Here is a 20,617-nt window from a genome sequence, read left to right on the forward strand (position 1 = left end):
GAAATGCAGGGTTGTCAAGTGGATCGCAGGGGTGATGATCAGTGCCGGTTGCCTTGAGGTGCCGGACGGACGCGCGCTCCCACCGTGCGCAGCGAGATGGCCACGTAGCGATCGGCGATCTCCTCCGGGGTGAGCGGCCCCTCGACGTGGTACCAACCGGTCACGGCCTGGCACATGCCGAGGAGCGCCCGGCTGGTGTCCGGTGCGCGATCCACCTCGAAGAGGCCCTGGGTCACGCCCTCCTCGACGATCTGGAGAAGGAGTTCTTCCAGTTCCTTGCGCAGGGCGGCGTACTTCTTGCGGTTGGCGGGCTCCAGGTAGCGCAGTTCGGAGTCGAGGCCGGCCGTGGACGCCCGATGCGTCATGTGGAGCACGATGCACTCGACGACGTTGGCGAACCGTTCCAGGACTCGCCCCTCGGCTTCCGCGTCGGCCAGGCGGGCTCGCTGGAGCACCTCGCTCATGGCGCTTTCCAAAAGCGCCACGAGTAGCCCCTGCTTGTTGTCGAAGCGGTAGTAGATCATCGGAAGGCTGACTTCGGCACGGCGGGCGACGTCCCGGACCGTGGTGCCGTGGTACCCGTGCTCGCGGAACTGCTCGAGTGCCGCCGCCAGGATGGGGTGCAGGTCGAGCGGCGCGAACGTGCGCCATTCGTCGATTGGCATGTCCATGTCCGAAGTGTTGCTCGCACCGGGCTTCATGGTCATGAGTCTAGCGAACGTTAGATTTCAGCCCGGTTCGGCGGGCGGCGACTTGACCTTTCGCTAAATCACAGTAACTTAGGTGATTAAGTGATCGGCGGTGCTCGGTGACCTCACCCGTGTAGCGCACGCCCGGTCAAGGATTCCCACACCTCCTTGGAGGTCAGGCATGACAACCCAAGCCACGGCGGACGAACGCATGGCTCTCATCGAACGGTCGCTGCACGTCGGAGACCCGGTGGCCGACGCCGTCATCGCGGAGATGGACACCCTGGGCGCAGCCGCTCGACACCTCTTCAACGAGGGTCTGCGGAACGGGCTCGCGTCGTTGGAAGACGCGCCACCGGCGATCGCCGACCTGTTGCGGGAAGTCGAGGCGGTCCCCGACTGGGTGGATGCCGGGAAACTGGCCGAGGGCGAGACCGGGTACCTGTCCGTCGAGCCGCAGTGGACGCAGATCGCGCTGGCGCTCGGCTCGCTGCTGCCCGAGTACAGCACTCCCCGCATCGCCGGCGTGCTCGCGGGCACAGGACGCCTGGTCACCATCACCCAGCGCAGGCTCCAGGAGACGGGCAAGTGGCTCAACGGCGTCGCCCTGCCCGGCGGACTGCTCCCGGGCGGCCCCGGCTACCTGGACACCGTGCAGGTGCGGCTGATGCACGCCCGCGTGCGGGCGACCCAGACGAAGCACGGCTACGACACCGAGGCCCTCGGCACGCCCATCAACCAGGTCGACCTGGTGCGCACCTGGCTCGACTTCACGTACAGCCCGCTCCGGGCACTGCAGACGCTGGGCATCACCTTCACCGACGAGGAGCTGGCCGGCCTCTACGGCTACTGGCAGTACGTGGCCCATCTCCTCGGTGTCGACCCCGCCCTCTACCGGAGCATCAACGACCACCAGCAGGCCGGGGAGTGGTATGCCGCGATCGACGCGATCAGCGGCGAGCCGGACGAGAACTCCGTCGCGCTCACCTCGGCGACGATCGAGGTGCTGACCGCGATGCTGTCGCAGATGACGTTCAAGACGCCGCTGCCCCTGACCGCGGACCTCGTGGCGGCTTTCGCCCGCCGCATCCTGGGGGATGAGCTGTGTGACCGGCTGGGCGTGGGTCGGTCCGAACTCGGTCCGCTCGTCGACCTGTTCGCGCAGGGCAACCGGCAGAGCCGACGCTGGCAGCGGCTGTCCGCCGACGCCTGGCAGCAGGCCCTGAAGGAGAACATCGAGGTCAGGCGCTTCCTCGTGAGCCTCACCGAGGGCGCCACCGTGTACGAACAGAACGTGGCCGCCTGAGCCGCAGGACAAGGACCCCCCCATGAATGAGAGCATCACCAGCCAACTGCTGCCCGTGGACGACTCGTTCGGCATCCCGGTGTCGGCGGCGAGCGTCGACCGGGCCGCCGACGCGTTGAGCGCGAACGGCTTCACCGTACGGATCGTGGAAACGGCCGCGGACGCGCGTCGTCTCGTGAACGAGATCCTGCCGACCGACAGGACTGTCTTCACCTCGACCAGCGAGACACTGCGCCTCTCCGGCATCACCGAGGACATCGATGGATCAGGACGGTTCCTCAGCGTCCGGGCCGGCCAGGCGGACTGGGACCTCCGCGCGCGCTACGACGAGGTCCGCCGGACACGATCGGCGCCCGACGTCGTCGTGGGCAGCGTGCACGCCGTCACCGAGGACGGCCGCCTCGTCACCGCGTCCGCCAGCGGCAGCCAGCTCGCCCCCTACGCCTCAGGTGCCGCGAGCGCCGTCTGGGTCGTGGGGGCACAGAAGATCGTCCCCGATCTGGAGACGGCTCTGCGCCGGATCGAGAGCTACTCGTACCCCAAGGAGGACGCGAGGGCTCAGCAGGCCTATGGCCAGCGCAGCACGGTCGCCAAGATCCTGATCACCAGCAGGGAAGTCATGCCCGGTCGCGGCACGGTCGTCCTCGTACGCGAACCCATCGGATTCTGACCCCCTCCCGCGTCTCAGTACCTCTCCCCAGCACTTTCCCGGAGTTCAGTCATGTTCATCATCGTCGTGATAGTCGCCACCCTGCTGGCCCTGGCCTTCCTGGCCGCAGGTGTACCCAAGGTCGCAGGTCAGGCCAAAGCCCTTGCGCAGGCGAACCACCTTCGTGTCCCGCACGGCGTCAACCGCGCCATCGGGGCCCTCGAGGTCCTGGGCGCCCTGGGCGTCGTCGTCGGCCTGTGGTCGGCCTGGCTGGGCGTGGCGGCCGGCATCGGCCTGGCCCTGCTGATGGTCGGCGCCGTGGGCGCGCATGTCCGTGCCAAGGATCCGGGCAGGGCGATCGCCCCGGCCACGGTGTTCGGCCTGATCGCCGTGGTGTACGTCGTTCTTCGGGCGGCGACTGCCTGACGAGGCCGGTACGCCGGGGAGACGTACCGCAGTTCGAGTGGCCGTCGGCAAGGCAGGCGGCCACTCCTTTCCACCCGCGGAGGAGCGATGGACCATCTGGAATGGGTGCGCCGGCACTATGCCGAGTCGGCGGTGGCGCTGGATCCCGACGCCTTTGTCGAAGGACTCGGCGCAGACGTCCGCATGAGCCGCGGAGCGGCGGTCATCGTGGGGCGGGAGGAGATCAGGAAAGCCGTCGAGGCGATGCGGACCGGCGGCCTTCTCTCCATCCGGCATGACATCCGCGGCCTGTGGGAGCCCGAACCCGGTGTCGTGATCGCCGAGGCGACCGTCACCTACCGGTACGGGAGCGAGGTGACCGCCGCCGCTCCGGTGGTGAGCGTCTTCCGCTGGCGGGGGGACGAGGTCGTGGACCTTCGTGTGTACATGGACAGCGCGCGAGGGCCCCGGCGGGTCTCCTAGAGGGACTCCGGCCCGGAGGCGCGGGACAGGGTCTGCTCGGCCCAGACCGTCTTGCCGCGTGTGGTGTGGCGAGTGCCCCAGTGGTCGGTGAGCTGGGCCACCAGAAGGAGTCCGCGGCCGCCCTCGTCGAACGTACGGGCGCGCCGAAGATGAGGTGACGTGTTGCCCGCGTCCGTGACCTCGCAGATCAGGGCACGATCGCGGATGAGGCGGAGCCGGATGGGTTCCTCGCCGTACCGGATGGCGTTGGTGACCAGCTCGCTGACCACGAGCTCCGTGACGAAGGCGTACTCCTCCAAATCCCACTCCACCAGCCGCTCCACGGCCTGTTGGCGAGCGGTGGCCACGACGGCCGTATCGCAGCGCAGATCCCAGGTGGCGACATGGGAGCTGTCCAGGGCGCGGGTCCGTGCGATGAGCAGAGCGACGTCGTCCGGATGGACCAGGACAGGTGGGGGATGACCGGCTCGGGCGACCGTGCATCGACGTACGACGGGATCGTAGACCGCGTACAAACAGGTGGCACCGATGTCGCCGGCGGGCTGCGAACGGGCCTCCAGTCCCCGCTCCTGGGCGCGGTCTAGGCGCAGCACGAGATCGTCCAGATGGGTGAGCAGTTCGTCGGGCGGCGGATCGACGTCGGCGAGGGTACGCACCGCCGTACGCATCCGGCCCATGGTCGCCGAGGCGTGGAGACCGTGGCCCACGACGTCCCCGACGACCAACGCGACCCGGGCGCCCTACAGGGAGATCACGTCGAACCAGTCGCCACCGACGCCGGCCTCCGAACCCAAGGGCGGGAGGTCTCCTCTCACGGGTGTAACGGCGCGCGTCGTCGACACAGACAGCGGCCCGAGCCGTGATGTCCTCCGCCAGCAGCAGATCGTCGTCGTCGAAGGACTCGGCCAGAGGAGTCTCCCGCGCGCGGATGCTCGGCTCGTCCGTCTCGTAACGGGCTGAGCGTCCCTCGGTCAGAGCCGCCGCCAGCGGCGAGGACTCCGGGAACGCGCTCAGGTTGCCGGGCCGGTTGGGTACTGCGATGGGCTGGGGACCGGCCTCGGGTCGTGCCGACACGGTGGATCGCGCGAGACAGGCAGATGAGCGAACGGTCGCCACGCAGCGGCTATGGCTGGACACCGCGTGCCGCCGGGCGTGCCTGACTGGTGCGGCCGGGCCCTTGTGGAAAGGCGTGCCGAGCGTGGGGCATGCCGGGGCTTGGGTGGGGCCCCGCGTCGGCCGGGGCCGCAGCGGCGTTTCCCACCATGGTCCCCCCTTCCGGCCGCGACTGGCGTGCAGGAGTTGGCTCGGCGGCTGGCACCACTGGTACGGACGGCGATCGAAGATGGGTACATTGCGGCCCGGCCGTTGGCGCGGCTCCCGGTGCCGGAGGTTTTCGCGGCGGGGGTGGCGGCGCAGGTGCCTGTGGGACGCTCGGCCAGAAGCCCATGGGGAGGAGATGCGGGACGAGCGTCCGGTGCGGCTGGAGGAAGCCGCGGACGCGCCCTTCGAGAACGGCAGGATGGCGCGGGCCATCCCCAGCCACCGGGACCAACTGGGTGGCGAAGTGCTGTGACTTCGCCGACTACGAAAGCGTGCTGGAGTCGAAGTGGCTGACGCTGCTGGGCTTCGACCCGCAAGTGACCGCATGCGTCACGCAGCCCTTGCAGTTCGACGCGATCGACGCCCGCGGAGCCTGGCAGCACACACCGGACGTCTTCGCACGCCGCCAACACCACCTTCCCGCCGCCCGGACATCCGCTCGACCGGGAGCCGTGAGGTACGTCTGCAGCGGTGCTGCGCGCCGGCTGTGACAGTGACGGCGTATCCGGGCGGGCGACCTCGCCCGAGGGGGCCGCCGTCGTCAGGTGAGGAAGGGCGGGTAGTGGCCGGGCACCTCGTCGATCGTGATCCACTGCAGGGTCGTGAACTCCTCGATGACGGCCGTGCCCCCGAAGCGCCCCCACCCGCTGGCCTTCACTCCACCGAACGGTGCCTGCGCCTCGTCCTGGGTGGTGGGCCCGTTGACGTGGCACATGCCGACCTCGAGGCGCGCTGCCACCCGCAGAGCGCGTGAGATGTCGTTGCTGAAGACCGCCGACGACAGCCCGTACTCGGTGTCGTTCGCCACGGTGACGGCCTCGTCCTCGTCCGCGACGCGGATGATCACGGTGACGGGGCCGAAGGTCTCCTCGTAGTAGATGTCCATGCCGGGGGTTACCCGGTCCAGTACGGTCGCGGGGATCACCGCGCCGTCACGGCCGCCGCCTGTCACCAGTACCGCGCCGGCCGCCACCGCGTCGTCCACCAGTTTCTCGACCCGGACCGCCGACTGCTCGTTCACGAGGCAGCTCAGCAGGTTCTCCGGGCTCTTCGGGTCACCGGCCTTCATGGCTTTCGCGTGACGCGTCAGCTTCTCGAGGAACGCGTCGGCGACACTGTCCACGATCACGACGCGCTCCGTGGACATACACGCCTGCCCCTGGGCTATGAACGCCCCCAGAGCCGTGGCACGTGCGGCGTCGTCGAGATCGGCGTCGTCCAGGACGATGAGCGGGGCCTTGCCGCCGAGTTCGAGGAGGGCACGCTTGAAGTTGCGGGCCGCGGCCTCTCCGATCTGGCGGCCCACGCGCGACGAACCCGTGAAGTTGACATGGCGGACGGCCGGGTGCTCGATGAGCGCGTTGGTGACGTCCGCGCCGTCCTCGGACTTGTGGTGCACCACGTTGAGAACGCCTTCGGGGAGCCCGGCTTCCCGGAACACCGCCGTCAGCAGGGCGTGCGTACGCGGGGACTGCTCGGACGCCTTGAACACCACGGTGTTGCCGAACGCCAGTGGGTAGGCGATGGACCGCGCCCCGAGGAGCACCGGAGCGTTCCACGGAGCGATGGCCAGACAGACGCCCACCGGCTTGCGGATGGTCATGGACATCTGCCCGGGGTTGTTCGTGGGAATGGTCTGACCGGTCGCCAGAGTCGTCATCGAGGCCGCCTCACGGAGCATGCCGACCCCGAGCTGGCTGTTGAACGCCGCGAGGAACGGCGTCGCACCCATCTCGTCGGCCATCGCCTCCGCCAGCTCACCGGCCCGTGCCGCCAGCAGATCGGCGGCACGCAGCAGCACTTCACGCCGATGGGCCGGGGTCGTCGCCGCCCAGCCGGGAAGGGCGGCAGCCGCGGCGTCCGCGGCGCGCCGCGCGTCCTTGACACCCCCGGCGGAGACACGGGTCACGACCTTGCCGGTGTAGGGGTTCACACGCTCGAACACCTCACCCGACTCGGCGTCGACGAGTTCGCCGGCGATCTCCAACCGCACGTCCACATCCTGGGGAACTGGCATGGCCGCCCTCCTCGTTCAATCAGTTGATCTTTGTGTCTGTGAAATGGTCAAAGGTTGGAACGGTGGTCAGGAGCGCGGTCGGTCAGGCCGGCTTCGGGCTGGGTGACGTCGCCACCGGGCTCGCTCCCTCGACCCAGCGGTGGCCCCAGTGGCTGCCCACCGCGTCTTCGAAGAACAGGTTCTTGTCCCAGACCGGCTCGCCGTCGTTGAACCCGTACTCGATCTGGAAGCCGCCGGGAGTGGTCACATAGAACGAGACCATCGCGTCGTTGACGTGCTTGCCGAGTCCGCGCGCCAGCACACCGGCGGTGATCGCCCGGTCGAGCGCCTCGCCGACGTCGTCGAGGCAGCCGACCTGCAGACCGATGTGCGCGCATCCGGACGGAACGGCGATGTTCGCCAGTGCCAGACTGTGCTGGCGCTCGTTGCACCTCAGGAAGCGGGCCTGCGGCGGAGGCCCGGCGGGCGCGGGGAAGATACGCGAGTTGGCGGTCCGGAAGCCGGCGATGTCGCGCCAGAAGGTGAGCGTCTCGTCGTACCGCTCGGCAGCCGACAGGACGACGTGCCCCAGCCCTTCCTCGTCGGTCACGAACCGGCTCACCCCGGTCGGTGACACGAAGCGGGTCGCGTCGGCCTTGGGCCCCGACGCTATCTCGTGCCTGGCGCCGCTCGGGTCGCGGAAGGCGAACATGCTCACGACCTGACGGGCGGCCAGTTCCTCCTCGGTGGCGTCGGTGATGTCGATGCCGGCCGCCTGCAGTTGCTTGCGCGCCGCGGCGAAGTCCTCCTCCGCCGCGGTCGCCCAGCCGGACGCCAGGTATCCGTCGCGGTCCGCGGGAACGACGAGGATGCGTGCGGCGACATGGTCCATCCTCAGGCGCAGTGTGCCGTCGGCACCGTCGACGCCCATGAGTCCGAGCACGTCGCACGCAAGGCGCCGCCACTGTTCGACGTCGGTCGCCTCGACGACGACGTAGGCGAGCTGGGCGAGTTTCACTTGTCCTCCTCCGGAGTGTGGAAGCCGACGATCAGCTGGTCGAACTCGCGCGGACGCTCCAGCTGCAGCCAGTGACCGCACTCGCCGAGGGCGTGCAGTCGGCTGTGGGGAACGGTGTCGAAGAGGCGGAGGCTGGTTTCCACAGGGACGATGCGGTCCTCCCGGCCGTGCACCAGCTGCACCTGGTGGGGCAGCGACCGCAGGGCCTCCAGATCGACCTGGTGGACCTTGCCCGTGGCGAGCATCGCGAGGTGGGAGCGCCGCACCTCGGGCCGGTTCGCCAGCTCGAAGCGGTCCCGCGCCAGGGCGTCGACGTCACCGAACGCCGTCGGGTCGAACAGGAACTCACGCATGAGCGAACCCAGCGACTCGGCGGTGGGATCGTCGTAGAACGACATCAGCTTGAACAGACCCGGGGTGGGCTCGAAGGGCACGCCGCCGGTTCCCATCAGCGTCAGCCGGTCGATCCGGTCGCCGTGCGCCAGCGCCATCTCCATGGCCAGCATGCCGCCCATCGAGTTGCCGACCACACTGACCCGGTCCAGGCCCAGGTGGTCCAGCAGCTCGAACAGCGCCTCCACCCGGGCCTTGGTGAAGGCCGTCATGCCGTGCGGGGCGGGGTCCGGATGCGCACTCAGACCGAAGCCGAGGACATCGGGCGCGACGCAGTCGAAACGGTCCCCGAGGCGTTCCAGCGCTCCCTTCCAGTTGGACAGCGCGGTCACCCCGGGGCCGGAGCCGTGCAGGAAGAGCAGGACGGGCCCCCGCCCGGCTCCGGACCGGTGATACCGGGTGTTTCCGCTGGGGAGGACGGCATCGTGTGTCTCGTACGCGACTGTGGGCCGCTGAGAGGTGTTCATGGCAGGACCTGCCTTTCGGTTGTCACGCGGCGGTCGTCGCGGTCGCCCTGGTCGCGGCCGGGAGGTGCTCTTCCAGGAATCCGAGCACCGCGGTGTCGTGCTCGGCGAAGCGTTCGTACTGAGCCCTGAGCCCGATGACGGCGCAGTGGTACGCGGCGGCCAGGGCGCGGCCTGCCGGGCGAAGCCGAGGGCGAAGCCGTCTGTGGGGCCGCCGCCCAGGTTGGCCCGCGACCTCCCGCAGAGCGGCGTTCAGGGCCGGATCGCCGTACGGCGTGGCGCGCACCTCTCCTGATGCCGTATCTCGGCCGGGACATCGCCGTCGTCGGGCCAAAGACCCATCGGCGTCGCGAGGACCAGCGCCGCGACCTGTTCGGGGCGGTCCAGGGCGTGCAGCGCGGCGACCCGGCCGCCGAGGGACTGGCCTTCGACCGCGTACCGCTCCCAGCCGAGGAAGCCGAAGACCTCCTCGTTCTGTTCCAGGCAGTACGCCGGCACTGCCCATGCGCAGGACGCAACTCGGTCCAGATGCTCATGAAGACTCCTTTTCCGAGCGCCGACATCGCGGGCAGTGGACTGTTCGAAGGTGGCCAGAGGCTCTTGCGCAGGGCCGCAAGCGATTCCTGTCGGCCCTGAGGTTTGTTACATTCACGAAAACTGCGGGCGACGGCTAAACGGTGGCACCGTTCGCCTGGCATGTGAAATTTATCGTTCGTATGCAGGCATGGCTGAGGCCCATGTCGGTGGCAATGTGACTGGGAGGTTGTGTTGACTCAGCTGAGAAGTCTCGATCTGAATCTGCTGTTTCCGCTCCAGGCTTTGCTGGAAGAACGCCATGTGACGCGTGCAGGCGTACGCGTCGGACTGAGCCAGCCGGCGATGAGCGTCGCTCTCGCCAGGCTGCGGCGTTTTTTCGGGGACGACATCCTGGTGCGAGTGGGCAATCATCACGAGCTCACGCCCGCCGCGGTCGAGATGCAGGACCGGGTCACCGAGGCGGCCTCGGCCGTGCAGCGCGCGTTCGCGGCCGGGTCCTCGGGCGACCTCGCCGGTCAGCGGCGCACCTTCCGCATCTGGGCGACCGACAACAGTCTCGTGCTGGCTCCCGCGCTGCTCGCGCGACTGGCGGAGCGCTCGCCGGGCGCGGAGGTCAGGTTCGTCGACATGAACCTCGCGAGGGACGACGCGGATCTGGCGCTGCGTACCACGGACGGGACCCTGGCGCCTCGCGGCATCATCTCGGGGTTCCCGTCACAGCCGGTCTACGAGGACGTCTGGTGCTGCGTCGCCAGCCGGGATCACCTGCCGGGCGGCGAGCTGACGCTGGAAACTCTCAAGTCCCGCCCCATGGTCGAGGCCTTCGGCGACCAGATCGTCATGTCCCCGCCGAGGCGGGCGCTCGCCGAGCTGGGCGTGGAGCCGAGGGTCGTCTGCGTGGTGGAGGGCTTCATGTCACTGCCCCCTCTCGTGGTCGGCACGGATCGTCTGGCGTTCATGCCCCGGCGGCTGGCCACGCTGTTCCGGGACGAACGGCTGGCCATCCGGCCCTGTCCGCTTCCCATGCCGCCCCTCACCGAGATGTTCTGGTGGCATCCCACGCGAAAGGCCGACCCCGCCCACCAGCTGTTGCGCCGGGTGCTCGCCGAGGTCGCGCTGGAGCTGGCCCCCGAAGCGGCGGCCGGCCGGGAGACGCGGCTATGAATTTCGTTCATGCGAGGCATCGACGTAATTTGTTTTTCTCGCGGATCCTCCGGCACGTAGAGTACCAGGGAATCTAGGCGCTTCATTTCGCCGAGCGGGATCGAACGGTTGCTTCTCTCGCCCTCTCCCGCGCTGTCTCATTTCTGCATTCCGTGTATCGATCACCGGTTGGACGGCCGGTGATTCGTCCTCGCTGAAGGCGGTCCGTATGACAACCACTCCTGACCGGACGACTCCTGCTCCGGTTTTCCCCGACACGATCATCTACCGGGGCTATTTCGCTCCGTCTCGCGTCGAAGGCGACGTATACGACCTGGAGGTCCAGGGTGAGATCCCCCGCGACCTGGACGGGGCGTTCGTACGCAACGGCGCAGACCCCCAGTACCCGCCGAGCCACCCGCTCGACAGCGCGCTCAACGGCGACGGCATCGTGAGCACTATCCGGATCAAGGACGGCCACGCGGACCTGCGTACCCGGTACGTGCACACCCCGAAGTTCCTCGCCGAGCGCAAGGCCCGGCGCTCCCTCTTCGGTGCCTACCGGAACGAGCACACCAGCGACCCCTCGGTCGCGGGCGTCCCGGACACCAACGCCAACACCTCCGTCGTCTGGCACGCCGGCCGGCTCTTGGCACTCAAGGAGTCCGGGCTGCCGTACGAACTCGACCCCCACACGCTGGAGACGAAGGGCGTCTGGGACTTCGACGGCCAGCTCACCGGGAAGACCTTCACGGCCCATCCCAAGATCGACCCCGTTACCGGGCAGATGATCGCTTTCTCGTACAACTTCAGCGGTCCGCCCGACAAGCTGATGAAGCTCTTCGAGATCGACGCCAAGGGAGTGCTCACCCGGACCGAGACGTTCGAGGCCCCCTACTCCTCGTTCGTCCACGACTGGATCGTCACCCGTGACCACCTCGTCTTCACCTTCTCGCCGATGATCGCCATCGCCGAACGGCTGAAGACCGAGCCGCAGTACTTCATGTGGGACCCCCGGGAGCGTTCGCACATCGCGGTCATTCCGCGGGACGAGGGGGTCGCCGGGATCAAGTGGTTCGGGATGGGCGACGTCCACATGGAGACCCACAGCATCAACGGGTGGTCCGAGGGCGACAACCTGATCCTCGAACACTTCGTCGCCGGCAGCGGTTGGTTCTCCCAGTTCCCCAAGACGGCCACCGGAGAGACCTACCCGGACGCCCCGCCCTTCCTCAAGCACTGGGTCCTGGACCTGAAGCAGGGCAGCGACAGTCCGGTCATGGAGGGCGGCAACCAGTTCACCTCCACTCAACTGTGGGACTTCCCGGGTGACTTCCCCCGCATCGACCCCCGGGCCGCGATGGACAAGCACCGCCACACCTGGCTCGGTACGTTCAACCCCCAGCTGGGCCCGATGGTCGAGTTCGGCCCGATGGGCCCACCGTTCAACAGCATCGCCCACCTGGACCGGGAGACCGGGAAGGTGGACAGCTACTACCCCGGTCCCAACGCGTCGCCCGAGGAGTCGGCGTTCGTTCCCAAGAGCGAGGACGCCGCGGAGGGCGAAGGCTACCTCCTCGCCCTTGTCGGCCGCCGCGACCCGATGAGCTGCGAGATCGTCGTTCTGGACGCTCAGGATCTCGCGGCGGGGCCGATGGCGACCCTCAAGGTTCCCTTCCGCCTGCGCTCGGGTGCCCACGTCACATGGATCCCCGGGGACGAACTCGATCCCAGCTGACTTCCCGGCGCGCGATCGACTCGGCGGCGGGGGACACGGGGCACGTTCCCCTTGGTGTCATCGTTCCCGGAGCATGCCCGGATGGCGAGGATGATGCGGGCATCCCGGCATCCGGGCCCGGGCGAAGGTGCTCGCCACGACGGGCGAACGTCAAGCAAAACCGTCCCGGCCGAGGCTTTCGGGGTAGGCTTCGCCTCGGGCCGGGCGAGCCTGGTATGGAGCCGCACCCTTCCTTCCTCGACGCGGTGTTCCGGCCGGACGGTGAGAACAGGCTGTGAATGGAGAGGCTTGGAGGGTTCACGCTTCGACCTGCGACGGTTCGATCTGAACCTGCTCGTGGTCCTCGATGTTCTGCTCACCGAGCGCCATGTCACGCGCGCGGGCCAGCAGCTGCACCTGACGCAGTCCGCCACCAGTGCCGCGCTGCGCCGGCTACGACGGGCGTTCGGTGATCCGCTGCTGGTGGCGCACGGACGCACGCTGCAGCTGACGCCGCTTGCCCAGAGTCTGGTCCGGCCCGTGCGCGAGGTACTGGGCGATATCCAGGGCTTGATCGGTGAGCCTGACCTGCCGGACTTCGGACTGCGTGATCGCACCTTCGTCATCCAGGCCAGCGAGTACGTGGGCGTGGTGCTGCTGCGTCCGCTGCTGGAGGTCCTCGACGAGCGGGCACCTGGAGTGACCCTGCGCATCGAGGCGCTGGACGACAACTACGAGGACCGCCTTCAGCACGACGACATCGACCTGGTGATCGTCCCGATGCACACGGCGCTCGCGCATCGGTTCCGGCAGTTCCCGCATGAAGGGCTCTTCACGGACGAGATGGTCGTCGCCGTATGGAAGGACCATCCGAGCGTCGGTGACCGGATCACGAAGGAGGACCTGCGAGACCTTCCGCACCTGCAGTACGCCGTCCGCAGGGACCCCCACGTGGGTTCCCTGATCGCCGGCGAGCTCGCCGCCCATGATGTCCCGTACACCGTGCGGGCCACCACCTCCAGCTACGCCCTGCTGCCGCTCCTGCTCCAGGAGACGCGGATGATCGCGTTCCTGCCTCGGATGCTCGCCGAGGCACTGCAGGGTTCGGCGGAACTGCGGATTCTGCCCTCGCCGGTACCGATTCCCGCGCCCGTCATGACGATGTACTGGCATCCGGACCGGCAGCACGGCGATCCCGCGCACGCCTGGCTACGTCGGCAGATCAGCACGCTTGGTGTCGGCTTCGGGCAAGAGCCCGCCGACCAGCCGTGAGGGACCTGCTGCGCGGCTGGCCGCCGGCGGGACATCCTCGGCCCAGCTGGTGAGAACGTCACCCCGGACGGTGTGGCGCAGCAGATCACGGCGCTCTTCCTGACCACCCGCGGTGTGGACGACCGGCGGATTCCGGTGTGGAGCACGTGAACCCGGACGCCCCGCACAGCGCCCGCACAATGCAACGGACTTCATCGCGGACCGGGTGGCCGAGACGTTCGGTTCGCCGACCGGACCGGCCGGACGACCGCGTGTCCTTCGACGGAAAGAGACTGAAATGATCAAGTTCACGACCGTCGTGCGTCGCCGTCCTGACATGACGCACAGCGAGTACGCCGAATATTTCCGGGACGTGCACGGGGGGCTCGCCTCAGCCAACAAGGTCGTGGTGCGCAAGTACGTCCAGAACCATGTCTTCGACAGCGCGTACGGTGCCGCCGGGGACGGCGGCTACCAGGTGACGGTGCCCCGTGACTCCGTGGCCGAGCTGTACTTCGATGACTTCGAGGCCATCATGCGGAACATGGCCGACCCGTACTCCCGGGACGTCGTGGCCGCGGACGGGGTCAACTTCAACGACCTGTCCTCGGCGATCGGGATGCTGGTGGAGGAGCATCGGCCGACGGTGCCGAACCCCGGTGAGGGCGCGGTGAAGGTGCTGATGTTCCTCAAGGCGGCGGAGGGGCTGCGGCCTCAGGAGTTCCAGGAGCGCTGGCTCCAGGCGCACGAGAACGTGGCCGCCGATGCCTCCGGTCCGGCCGGGCGGTTGCGGGCCTGCACATGGAACCCCGCTGTCGCCCTTGACGGCCTGCCTCCCGCCTTCGGTTCGGATCAGCCCTCGTACGAGGGCTTCGCCGCGCTGTGGTTCGAGGAGGCCGACGCGGTGTCCGCGTTCCGGGCGTACCAGAAGGCGTTGACCGAGCACGCGGAGAAGCTCGGTCCGTTCCACCAGCCGTCGCTGTCCTTCTTCTTGCTCAGCCGGGAGATCGTCGTCTTCGACGACCTGGACACCGGCGCCACGGGGAAGTAGGCGACACGCTCCGGTCGTACGCGCGGTCGGCAGGCGGCACGGTCCCGTGACAGCGGGCTGCCGTCGCCGCCAGCCGCCAGTACCCCGGCGCGATCTGGGGCGCGGTACTGCTCAGTCGGCGGCGCGGGGCGTCAGACTGATGATCGGAAGTTCCCGGTCGGTTTTCGCCTGGTACTCGGTGAAACGCGGTGCAGCGGTGGTGATCTGCTGCCATGCCCGTTCCCGCTCGGCTCCGTGAAGTTGTTCGGCGACGACATCCACCTTGCGGTGGCCTATCTCCACCTGCACCTCATCGGGGTGGGCGGCGAGGTTGTAGTACCAGGCCGGGCTCTTCGCGGCCCCGTTCGCCGAGGCCACGATCAACCAGCTGTCGTCGCCGCCGGGAAACCAGCCGACAGGGGTCGACCGAGGCTCGCCGCTCTTGCGGCCGACGGCCGTCAGGACAAGGACGTTCATGCCCATCAGCTTGCCGGCGCCGTTACGTCGGAGGCGCCGCAGGATCCACTTGTTGAGCCACTTGAATACCCGGCCGGGCTGGCGGGACCCACGGGTGCCCGTATGTGCGTCGAAGCCGTTCATAAGAACTCCTGGAGACGAAAGTAACTTCCGGCGACGCCGCGAGGGCACGCGCCCCTGCCTCGGTGGACCACGGTCCCGCGAAGCGGACCCTGCCGGAAGCGGCCTCGTCAGGAGTCATGCGCGCGCGAACCGCCTTCAGCAGCTAGGAGCCACCGGCCGTCCCCAGCCAATGGTGCAGGACGCCGACGTGCTGGAACGCGTCGTCGCGGGAACGCGGAAACGGCCGTTCGGTTGTATGGAGCGAACCGAACGCCCTTGATTTCCCACAGAATAGGGATGTGACGGCCTCGCCGGAAACAAATCCTGGAAATGGCATTCATGAATGAGATTCATGAATGCCCGCTGTTGCCGCGGCGGTGCGGCGCCGGACAGGCGCCGGCCCGGATCGACGCCGCCCCTGCCGGGCAGGGGCGGAAGGCCGGCATCAGCGAGCGCTATGCCGTCATCAGCAGTTGTCTCTTCCGGCGTACTTACGCCCGTGTGACGCTGTGGACATAAGGAGTTCCCCAGTTCGTTACAAGCCACTGTTGGGGCAGTTCATGGACATGTGGTCCTGGCTGCCGCAGTGAGAAGCGGAGGATGATATGCCCGCTGTCGAGAACGTGCTGATCGTGGGCGGAGGATCCGCTGGAAACGCCCTCGCGATCCTGCTCCGCCGTGGCGGAGTGACGGTCGAGCTGGTCGACGCCGACCCGGAGTGGGGTGCGCTCGGCTCCGGGATCACGCTCTGCGGCAACTTCCTGCGTGTGCTCGACCAGCTCGGTGTGTATGAGCAGGCGCGCGCACAGTTCGTTCCCTTCCCTCCGGAGATGGACATATTCAAGACCGGGGGGCCGGACTACCCGGGTGTCGCCGGGATGTCCAGGCGGGCGCTGCAGGGCGTTCTCCGCGATGCGGTGCTGGAGTCCGGGGCCACGGTTCGCCTCGGCGTCCGGCCGACCGCGTTGAAGGAGGTCGGGGATCACGTCGAGGTGTCGTTCGACGACGGAAGCAAGGGTGAGTTCGACCTGGTGGTCGGCGCCGACGGCGTCGCGTCTGCCGTGCGTGGCCTCGTCGGCATCGACGTCCATCCGCAGCGCCTCGGCCTGTCGATCTGGCGCGTCTACGTGCCGCGTCCGGCCGGCCAGATGCTCGAGGGCGGGCACGGGGATCCCTACCCGGTCTACGGTGTGAATCCTGTCAGCGAGAATCACATGTACGCCTACGTCGTGGAGCCGGCTCGCGACGCGGACGAGGTTCGTGCGCTGGACCCGGTCGCCGAGGTCAAGCGACTCGGCCAGGCTCTCAAGGACCCGTTCCGGGCGGCCTTCGACAGCGTCACCAGAGCGGACCAGGTCGACTGGCGGCCCTTCCACGCACTGGATCTCGGCGAGGACTGCTTCCGGGGCCGGACGGTCCTGATCGGGGACGCGGCGCATGTCTGTCCCCCGACCCTGGCACAGGGCGCGGCCATGGCTGTCGAGGATGCCGCGGTTCTCGCCGAATTCCTTCTGGGCACCGACAAGCTCGACGAGGACCTGCTGGCCGAGTACGCCGCGCGCCGCGCCCCCCGGGTGTCCGCGGTGGTCCAGACCTCCGTGGATGTGTGTGAGTCCGCCCTCGACCCCGCGAGCGACACCGCCGCCCTCTGGTTCGAACGCAACCTGCAGCTCACCCCCATGCTGGCCGAGCTTCCCTGACCAGCGGGCGCCCCGTCGGCACCTGCCGGAGAGGAGCGCCCATGCCCCCGCATCACGCGGTGTTCGGGCGCGCGGGGTCGACGAATCCAGGTCCGGAACCCTCGCCGCAGAGAACACCTCGGTCCGGGACCGCGCCTTCTCCCGCCGGGCCTGATGTGTGAGCCCATGCGGGCCCGAACTCCCGTGGACGATACGAACAAGGGAACTGATCACGATGTTCGAGTATTTCCCCGGCAACTACGTCTGGAGCATGCCGGTCGTGGGCGCCTTGACCCACGGTGCGACGATCGCCGAAGTCGACGAGGCCTGCGCGCCGATCCGCGGTGCGGCGACTCTGGGTTCCGATGTGGGCACCGGCGATTTCCTCAAGTCGTGGACCAAGGTGGCCGACCGGCTGCACGGACTCGCGCTCGAGGACATCGAAAAGGGGCGGTTGCTCTCGGCGAGCGCCAAGCTGGGACGCGCGTCGAACTATCTCCTGCTCGCGGAGCGGATGCAGTCCGGGCACGGGGAGGAGCGCCTGGCGGTCTACCGGCGCGCGCTCGAGCTCCAGCACCAGGCCATCGAGATGGGGGACGATCCGATCGAGATCGTCGAGGTGCCCTACGGTGACTCGACGCTGCCGGCCTACTTCCACCGGGCCAAGAGCGTCGACGGCCGGCCGGCCCCGTGCATCGTGCAGCTGAACGGTTTCGACTCGTTCAAGGAGTCGATGATCGCCTCGGGGTTCCCCGCGCAGCTCGCCCGGCGGGGCGTGTCCACGCTGATGGTCGACCAGCCGGGAACCGGTGGCGCGCTGCGCCTGAACGGGCTGACGGCCATCGTCGACAGCGAGCGGTACGGTGCCGCATGCCTCGATTACCTGGCGGGGCGCGACGACGTCGACCAGGACCGGATCGGCGTGCTGGGCTGGTCGCTGGGCGGATACTTCGCCCCGCGCGCCGCGGCCTTCGAACAGCGCTTCGCTCTCTGCGTGGCCTGGGGAGCGAACCACGACTGGGGTGCCGTGCAGCGCCGACGGCTGGCCAGCCAGGGCGAGAACCCCGTGCCGCACTACTGGAACCACGCGTTCTGGGTCTGGGGGCAGCCCAACCTGGAGGAGTTCAGCAAGCTGTTCGACCAGATCAACCTCGACGGCGTCGTCGAGAAGATCACCGTCCCCTTCCTCATCACGCACGGTGTCAATGACCGCCAGATCCCGGTCGAGTACGCGCACCAGTCCTACGACCAGGCGGTCAACAGCCCCAAGCGCGAGCTCCGGATCTTCACCGAGCGCGAGGGAGGCGTCGAGCACGCTCATATCGAGGACACGTCCGCTGCCATTTCCTTCATTGCCGACTGGATCAGCGAGACCTTCGACGAACTGCACGACAAGGCCGCGGCGCGCGGTGGATCCGGGAGCGAGCGGGTCGGCTGATGGCGGTCGTACGGGTCGAGGTTGGCGAGCCCGAGGGACGCCGACGCTGGACCGTCCGGGGCGCCGGCCGAATCCTGGCCGCCTTCTCCGACGGCGAGCAGGTCGTGCTCGTCGACGGGAGGTGCCCGCACGCCGGCGCCCCCATGGGCGATGGCTGGCTGCAGGACGGCCAGGTCGTGTGCCCCTGGCACCGCTATCGGTTCAGCCCCAGCGACGGGACCTGTCTCAGCAACTCCCAGTACACGTTGGTGACTTACCCGACGTACGTCGTCGACGGCCGTCGGCTGGCCGACGTACACAGCAACCCCCTGGGCGAGGGGAGCTACCCCGAGCCGAAACCGCTGAGGACTCCGCCGACCGACGGTCGGGGCGGCGACGACGACAGGAGATGACCGATGACCGATCCCGCTCCGGTACTTGCTTTCGGTACCGTTCAGCCGCGGGGCTCCTACCCGCGCGTATGCGCCAAGGTCGGTCCGACGATCTACGATGTGTCGGGCGAAGGCGCGGAGTTCCGGTCTCCTACTCTCAACGCGTTCATAGGTCTCGGCCCGTCCGTGTGGCGGACGGTCATCGAAGACGTGCGGCGGGGCGCGTACCCGTCCATCGTCGGTGACGAGCTGCTGGCTCTCGACGTTGGTGACTTCACCGACTTCAGCTCGTCACGGGCACACGTGGAGCTGATAGGACAGCTGTCCGGGTCCGGAGGCGCGCCGGCCAACTTCGACTATCACCCGGTGGCCTACAACGGCCGGAGCAGCACCATCGTGGCCAGCGGCACCGACATCATGCGCCCGCGGCTTCAGCAGTTTCCCCAGGGCGACGGTCCACCGGCCTATGTCCCGGACCCGGCACTGGACCTCGAGATGGAACTGGCGATGGTCGTCGGTGTCCCGACCCGGCGCGGCGAGCCGGTCGGCGCGGCCGACGCGATGGACCACATCTTCGGCGTCACGCTGCTCAACGACTGGACCGCCCGGGCCGGCGCGATATGGGAGGCCAGGCCGCTCGGCCCGCTGCTGTGCAAGTCGTTCGCCACGACGCTCGGCAACTGGATCGTGCCCATGTCGGAGCTCACCGGGCGGATCTGTCACCTTCCCGAAGAGGGCCCGCCCTCGTTGCCTCATCTCGCCGGCCCCCGGGTATCGCTGGACTTCACCGTGGAGCTGGTCATCAACGGGACGTGCGTGGCACGAAGCAGCCCGCGTCACCTGACCTGGGGGCTCAACCAACTGGTCGCCCATCTGACCTCGAACGGGCTCAATCTCCGTGTCGGCGATGTCATCGCCACCGGCACCATCTCCGGATTCGAACCCGATCAGAGGGTGTGCCTGGCCGAACTGAGCATGGCCGGGAAGGAGACATGGTCACTCGCGAACGGCGAGGAGCGCACCTGGCTCCTCGACGGTGACGTGGTCACCCTTTCCGCGCCCGAACTCGACCTCCTCGTGGAGGGCCGCATCGTGCCGCCCTCGCGCGAGACCACCAGGAAGGAAGCAGCATGAGCAACCCCTTGCGCCCCTCGACCGTCCGGGACGGCATCACCTGGAATCCCCACGACACGCGCGGCGCCATCGCCGAAGCGGCCGAGAAGTACCGCAACTGGGGCCGGTGGGGCGAGGACGACGTGCGGGGCACCGTCAACTTCATCGACGCCGACAAGCGACGCCAGGCGGCCGGCCTCGTGCAGCGTGGAGTGTCCTTCAGCCTGGCGATCGAGTTCGGGCCCGACGGGCCGCAGGACGGGCGTTATGGGCGTACGAACCCGATCCTGGCGGTCCGGTCCATGGACACGGCCGACGCCGGTGACGTCGAGTTCCCGCCGCACGGCTTCGGCGGCGTCGACGACATGATCGTCATGCCTCTTCAGTGCGCCACCCAGTGGGACTCCCTGGGCCACTGCTTCGACCGGGGGCACGCCTGGAACGGACGCGTCGCCTCCGAGGTCGCCTCGGTGCAGGGCGACCGCCTCACCGGCATCCACAAGATGGCGGAGCCCATCGTCTCCCGCGGGGTGCTGCTCGACGCGGGCCGCGTGCTCGGCACGGACGGTGAACTGCCCGACGGGTTCGCCATCACCTCCGAACACCTCGAACGGATCATCGAGGCGCAGGGCGCCACGTCGGCAGTCGGCCGGGGCGACATCCTCCTGGTGCGGACCGGCCGGCTGAGCCGTGCGCGCCGCGAGGGCTGGGGAACCTACTCGGCGGGGGACTCGCCGGGGCTGTCCTTCGAAACGGCCGGCTGGTTGCACGCCACGGAGGTCGCCGCCGTGGCGACGGACACCTGGGGCATGGAGGTCCGGCCCAACGAGTTCTTCCACTCCTTCCAGCCGCTGCACCAGGTCCTGATCCCGAACGTCGGCATGACGATCGGTGAGATCTTCGATCTGGACGCGCTCGCGGCCGACTGCGCCGAGGACGGCGTCTACGAGTTCTTCCTCAGCGCGGCACCCATCCCCTTCGTCGGCGCCGCCGGAGCACCGGTGAACCCGATCGCGGTCAAGTAGGCGAACGGCCG

The 20,617-nt window shown here is 68.5% G+C and carries 20 protein-coding genes and 1 pseudogene; 13 read left to right on the forward strand and 8 right to left on the reverse strand.

All coding sequences use genetic code 11. The features are described 5' to 3' along the window. Window positions 1-38: 38 nt before the first annotated feature. Window positions 39-707: a TetR/AcrR family transcriptional regulator gene (locus tag ACYQ8Q_RS43975; protein ID WP_460072944.1), complete on the reverse strand. Its 669-nt coding sequence runs from the start codon at window positions 705-707 to the stop codon at window positions 39-41. A gap of 163 nt (window positions 708-870) precedes the next feature. On the opposite strand from ACYQ8Q_RS43975, the gene ACYQ8Q_RS43980 reads away from it, so the two are divergent. From ACYQ8Q_RS43980 to ACYQ8Q_RS43995, 4 genes are all read left to right on the forward strand, one after another. After that, a complete protein-coding gene (locus ACYQ8Q_RS43980; protein WP_460072946.1) occupies window positions 871-1,995 on the forward strand; it encodes an oxygenase MpaB family protein in 1,125 nt (374 codons plus the stop codon). Window positions 1,996-2,017: 22 nt separating this feature from the next. Beyond that, the gene (locus ACYQ8Q_RS43985) at window positions 2,018-2,665 is read left to right on the forward strand and encodes an LUD domain-containing protein (protein WP_460072948.1); all 648 of its coding nucleotides are present in this window, start codon (window positions 2,018-2,020) and stop codon (window positions 2,663-2,665) included. Window positions 2,666-2,716: 51 nt separating this feature from the next. Continuing rightward, a complete protein-coding gene (locus tag ACYQ8Q_RS43990; RefSeq protein ID WP_460072950.1) occupies window positions 2,717-3,070 on the forward strand; it encodes a DoxX family protein in 354 nt (117 codons plus the stop codon). 87 nt (window positions 3,071-3,157) lie between these two features. Continuing rightward, complete coding sequence (locus ACYQ8Q_RS43995; protein WP_460072952.1) at window positions 3,158-3,532, forward strand: nuclear transport factor 2 family protein; 375 nt, start codon at window positions 3,158-3,160, stop codon at window positions 3,530-3,532. Here the strand turns inward: ACYQ8Q_RS43995 and ACYQ8Q_RS44000 are convergent. The 6 genes and pseudogenes from ACYQ8Q_RS44000 to ACYQ8Q_RS44025 form a co-directional block, all read right to left on the reverse strand. Next, window positions 3,529-4,435: pseudogene (locus ACYQ8Q_RS44000) on the reverse strand (ATP-binding SpoIIE family protein phosphatase); the annotation flags it as partial. The gene ACYQ8Q_RS43995 and the pseudogene ACYQ8Q_RS44000 overlap by 4 nt on opposite strands. Window positions 4,436-5,393: 958 nt before the next feature. Beyond that, a complete protein-coding gene (locus tag ACYQ8Q_RS44005) occupies window positions 5,394-6,869 on the reverse strand; it encodes an aldehyde dehydrogenase family protein (protein WP_460072954.1) in 1,476 nt (491 codons plus the stop codon). 82 nt (window positions 6,870-6,951) lie between these two features. After that, window positions 6,952-7,866: a VOC family protein gene (locus tag ACYQ8Q_RS44010; RefSeq protein WP_460072956.1), complete on the reverse strand. Its 915-nt coding sequence runs from the start codon at window positions 7,864-7,866 to the stop codon at window positions 6,952-6,954. After that, a complete protein-coding gene (locus ACYQ8Q_RS44015) occupies window positions 7,863-8,726 on the reverse strand; it encodes an alpha/beta fold hydrolase (RefSeq protein ID WP_460072957.1) in 864 nt (287 codons plus the stop codon). Before ACYQ8Q_RS44015 ends, ACYQ8Q_RS44010 begins: the two co-directional genes overlap by 4 nt. 22 nt (window positions 8,727-8,748) lie before the next feature. Further along, window positions 8,749-9,009, reverse strand: coding sequence for a hypothetical protein (locus ACYQ8Q_RS44020; RefSeq protein ID WP_460072959.1), 261 nt, complete (start codon window positions 9,007-9,009; stop codon window positions 8,749-8,751). Next, the gene (locus tag ACYQ8Q_RS44025) at window positions 8,976-9,221 is read right to left on the reverse strand and encodes an alpha/beta fold hydrolase (RefSeq protein WP_460072961.1); all 246 of its coding nucleotides are present in this window, start codon (window positions 9,219-9,221) and stop codon (window positions 8,976-8,978) included. Before ACYQ8Q_RS44025 ends, ACYQ8Q_RS44020 begins: the two co-directional genes overlap by 34 nt. A 267-nt stretch (window positions 9,222-9,488) precedes the next feature. Between ACYQ8Q_RS44025 and ACYQ8Q_RS44030 the strand changes: the two genes are divergently transcribed. The 4 genes from ACYQ8Q_RS44030 to ACYQ8Q_RS44045 all read left to right on the forward strand — a co-directional run bounded on the left by ACYQ8Q_RS44030 (window position 9,489) and on the right by ACYQ8Q_RS44045 (window position 14,422). Beyond that, window positions 9,489-10,424, forward strand: coding sequence for a LysR substrate-binding domain-containing protein (locus ACYQ8Q_RS44030; RefSeq protein ID WP_460072962.1), 936 nt, complete (start codon window positions 9,489-9,491; stop codon window positions 10,422-10,424). A 208-nt stretch (window positions 10,425-10,632) separates the two neighbouring features. Beyond that, window positions 10,633-12,141, forward strand: coding sequence for a carotenoid oxygenase family protein (locus tag ACYQ8Q_RS44035; protein WP_460072964.1), 1,509 nt, complete (start codon window positions 10,633-10,635; stop codon window positions 12,139-12,141). An 81-nt stretch (window positions 12,142-12,222) separates the two neighbouring features. Next, complete coding sequence (locus tag ACYQ8Q_RS44040; protein WP_460072965.1) at window positions 12,223-13,392, forward strand: LysR family transcriptional regulator; 1,170 nt, start codon at window positions 12,223-12,225, stop codon at window positions 13,390-13,392. A gap of 277 nt (window positions 13,393-13,669) precedes the next feature. Continuing rightward, on the forward strand, window positions 13,670-14,422 hold the full coding sequence (locus ACYQ8Q_RS44045; RefSeq protein ID WP_460072967.1) for an EthD domain-containing protein: 753 nt from the start codon (window positions 13,670-13,672) through the stop codon (window positions 14,420-14,422). A gap of 111 nt (window positions 14,423-14,533) precedes the next feature. On the opposite strand, the gene ACYQ8Q_RS44050 is transcribed toward ACYQ8Q_RS44045, so the two are convergent. After that, a complete protein-coding gene (locus ACYQ8Q_RS44050) occupies window positions 14,534-15,001 on the reverse strand; it encodes a nitroreductase/quinone reductase family protein (RefSeq protein WP_460072969.1) in 468 nt (155 codons plus the stop codon). A 584-nt stretch (window positions 15,002-15,585) separates the two neighbouring features. On the opposite strand from ACYQ8Q_RS44050, the gene ACYQ8Q_RS44055 reads away from it, so the two are divergent. From ACYQ8Q_RS44055 to ACYQ8Q_RS44075, 5 genes are all read left to right on the forward strand, one after another. Beyond that, window positions 15,586-16,680, forward strand: coding sequence for an FAD-dependent monooxygenase (locus ACYQ8Q_RS44055; protein WP_460072971.1), 1,095 nt, complete (start codon window positions 15,586-15,588; stop codon window positions 16,678-16,680). Window positions 16,681-16,894: 214 nt separating this feature from the next. Beyond that, on the forward strand, window positions 16,895-18,097 hold the full coding sequence (locus ACYQ8Q_RS44060; protein WP_460072973.1) for an alpha/beta hydrolase family protein: 1,203 nt from the start codon (window positions 16,895-16,897) through the stop codon (window positions 18,095-18,097). Then, window positions 18,097-18,489: a Rieske (2Fe-2S) protein gene (locus ACYQ8Q_RS44065; RefSeq protein ID WP_460072974.1), complete on the forward strand. Its 393-nt coding sequence runs from the start codon at window positions 18,097-18,099 to the stop codon at window positions 18,487-18,489. The genes ACYQ8Q_RS44060 and ACYQ8Q_RS44065 overlap by 1 nt, the downstream gene beginning before the upstream one ends. A gap of 3 nt (window positions 18,490-18,492) precedes the next feature. Beyond that, window positions 18,493-19,602 carry a fumarylacetoacetate hydrolase family protein gene (locus tag ACYQ8Q_RS44070; RefSeq protein WP_460072976.1) on the forward strand — a complete coding sequence of 370 codons (1,110 nt, stop codon included), beginning with the start codon at window positions 18,493-18,495 and terminating at the stop codon, window positions 19,600-19,602. Next, window positions 19,599-20,606, forward strand: coding sequence for a cyclase family protein (locus ACYQ8Q_RS44075; protein ID WP_460072977.1), 1,008 nt, complete (start codon window positions 19,599-19,601; stop codon window positions 20,604-20,606). Before ACYQ8Q_RS44070 ends, ACYQ8Q_RS44075 begins: the two co-directional genes overlap by 4 nt. Window positions 20,607-20,617 lie beyond the last annotated feature (11 nt).

The organism is Streptomyces sp. YKOK-I1 (assembly GCF_054660435.1).